We start from the raw sequence: 2318 nt of genomic DNA, 5'->3' as shown, positions 1-2318 counted from the left end.
GTCACGGACATGGCCGAGGCGGTCGGCCTGGAGGTCGAGGGGGGCTGTCGGTCGCTGCTCGCGGTCCCGTACCGCTCCCGCGAGGGCGACCTGTTCGCGGGCGTCGAGGGCGGTCCGAACCGCCTGTTCAGCAACCGCGACGGCCACTACGACCGCACGGACGGCGGCCCCGACCTCTCCGACCCCGGCGGCGACACGCGCGGCGCCGCGCTCGTCGACGAAGGGGGGACGTTCGCGCTCGCGGTCGGCAACGAGTCGGCGCCGAGCCGCCTCCTGCGCTGTTCGCCCGGCGGGGGATACGACGACGTGGCCCCGCCGGCGCTCCGCGACGTCGGAGCGGTCCGGACGGTGGTCGCCGCGGACTTCGACAACGACGGGCGCGAGGAGCTCTTCTTCAACGTCTGCGACGCCGAGAACCGACTGTTCGAGCGCGTGGACCGCCCCGGCGGGCCGCCGGCGTGGGAGGCCGTCGACCCCGGTGCGGCCGCGGAGCCGGACGGGTTCGGCACCGGCGCGGTCGCGGCCGACCTCGACGGCGACGGCGCGCTCGAGCTCCTCGTCGTCCACGGCGAGGTCGCCGCGCAGCCGGTGACGGCCTACGCCGACCCGAGCGCGTCGGACACCGGGTGGCTCCGCGTGCGCCCGACGACGCGACACGGCGCGCCGGCGCGGGGCGCAGTCGTCAGACTGGAGACCGACGAGGGCGTACAGCGGCGGACGGTCGACGCGGGCGGCGGCTGCCTCTGCCAGACGGAACCGGCCGCGCACTTCGGGCTGGGCGGCGCGGAGCCGCTGCGCGTCGACGTGCGGTGGCCCGACGGCCGGGAGCGCACCGTCGTCGGGCCGAGCGCCGACCGGGAGATCACGGTCAAACACCCCTCCCGGAAGGCGACCGACCGCGACGCCCGGACGCGGCGGTAACGCTCGGGAGGGCCCGCGGAGCCGACGGCGGCCGCGACGATCCACCGGCGGCGCGTCGCGACCGCCGCGGCCAGAACTGCCGCCCTTCGCGGGTTCAAGTGTCCCCGGAAGTACGGGGTGGTATGGTGGATCCGACCTCGGAGCTCGAGGAGGACGTCGACGAGGAGTCCGCACCGAGCTGCGCGACGTGCGGCGAGCCGGCGCTGGGGACCGGGCACCGAACGGTCACGTGGGTCGACGGCGGCGACGTCGTCCACCGGCACTTCTGTTCGGAGCCCTGCCGCGCCGACTGGGACGACGAGCGGCCGACCGCGGGCGGATGATCGGGGGATAGCGGCGGCGCGACGCCCGGACGCCACGGTTCCCCGCGAGACCGGGGACGGCGGGAGGCTTTTTGCCCGCGGGGGTGGTACCGTTCGGTATGATATCGCTCGACGAGGCCGTGACGGCCCGACTGGAGTCGCACGGGGAGCGCTTCGAAGTCCTGATCGACCCCGACGCCGCGCTCGCGATCAAGCGCGGGGAGTTCGACGGCGACCTGGAGGAGGTCATCGCCGCCGAGGACGTCTTCGAGAACGCCTCGCGGGGGGACCGGCCCGCCGAAGAGGACTTGGAGACCGTGTTCGGCACCACGGACCCGCTCGCGATCATCCCGGAGGTCGTCGAGCGCGGTGAGATCCAGATCACCGCCGAGCAGCGCGCGGAGATGCAAGAGCGGAAGCACAACCAGCTGGTGACCACCATCACGCGCAACGCCGTGAACCCGCAGATGGACGACTCGCCGCACCCGCCCGAGCGGATCGAGCGCGCCCTGGAGGAGGCGGGGTTCCAGGTCGACCCGATGGAGCCGGTGGAGAACCAGGTCGACGACGCGTTAGACGCGCTCCGCCCCGTCATCCCGATCCGGTTCGAGGAGGTGACGATGGCGGTCCAGCTGCCCGCCGACTACGCCGGGTCCGGACAGGCGCAGATCAGGGAGTTCGGCGACCTCGAACGCGAGGAGTGGCAGAACGACGGCTCGTGGGTCGGCGTGCTCACCTTCCCGGCGGGCCTCCAGAACGACCTCTACGACCTCGTCAACGAGGTCACGTCCGGCGAGGGCGACGCTCGCGTGATCAAGGACAAAGACGAGCTGCGCACCCGCTGACGCGCGGTCCCCACCGCCGGCTCGCGGGCGTATTTTCACCGCCTCCGGGAGCTTGATACCGGCGGGACGCGGGTCGGATCGCATGCATCCACGCGCGGCGGAGTTTCGGGAGCGGGCCCGGGAGGGGTACCAGGTCGACGTCGACGTGCTGGAGGTCGACGCCGGCACGGAGACGGCGGCCGCCGCGGCCGACGCGGTACGCCGCGAGGAGGCCGCGATAGCGGGCACCATCCTCGTCTCGCCCCCGGGC

3 protein-coding genes and 1 pseudogene are annotated in these 2318 nt (G+C 73.8%); all 4 read left to right on the top strand.

Translation table 11 applies throughout. The features are described 5' to 3' along the window. Window positions 1-921 (top strand): CRTAC1 family protein (locus B9G38_RS16180; protein WP_086221061.1); only part of this gene is annotated, 921 nt, incomplete at its 5' end. Window positions 922-1043: 122 nt separating this feature from the next. Next, on the top strand, window positions 1044-1244 hold the full coding sequence (locus tag B9G38_RS16175; protein WP_086221060.1) for a hypothetical protein: 201 nt from the start codon (window positions 1044-1046) through the stop codon (window positions 1242-1244). A gap of 98 nt (window positions 1245-1342) precedes the next feature. Next, window positions 1343-2068, top strand: a complete 726-nt coding sequence (locus tag B9G38_RS16170; protein WP_086221059.1) for a ribosome assembly factor SBDS — start codon at window positions 1343-1345, stop codon at window positions 2066-2068. A gap of 82 nt (window positions 2069-2150) precedes the next feature. Then, window positions 2151-2318: pseudogene (locus B9G38_RS16165) on the top strand (YbaK/EbsC family protein); the annotation flags it as partial.

The organism is Halorubrum sp. SD612, assembly GCF_002135005.1.
The sequence above is the reverse complement of the archived record's forward strand: the minus strand, read 5'-3'. Positions and strand labels throughout refer to the sequence as shown.

Coding starts and splice junctions, on each gene's coding strand:
- B9G38_RS16175 (WP_086221060.1), top strand. CDS start 1,044: ATGGTGGATCCGACCTCGGAGCTCGAGGAGGACGTCGACGAGGAGTCC.
- B9G38_RS16170 (WP_086221059.1), top strand. CDS start 1,343: ATGATATCGCTCGACGAGGCCGTGACGGCCCGACTGGAGTCGCACGGG.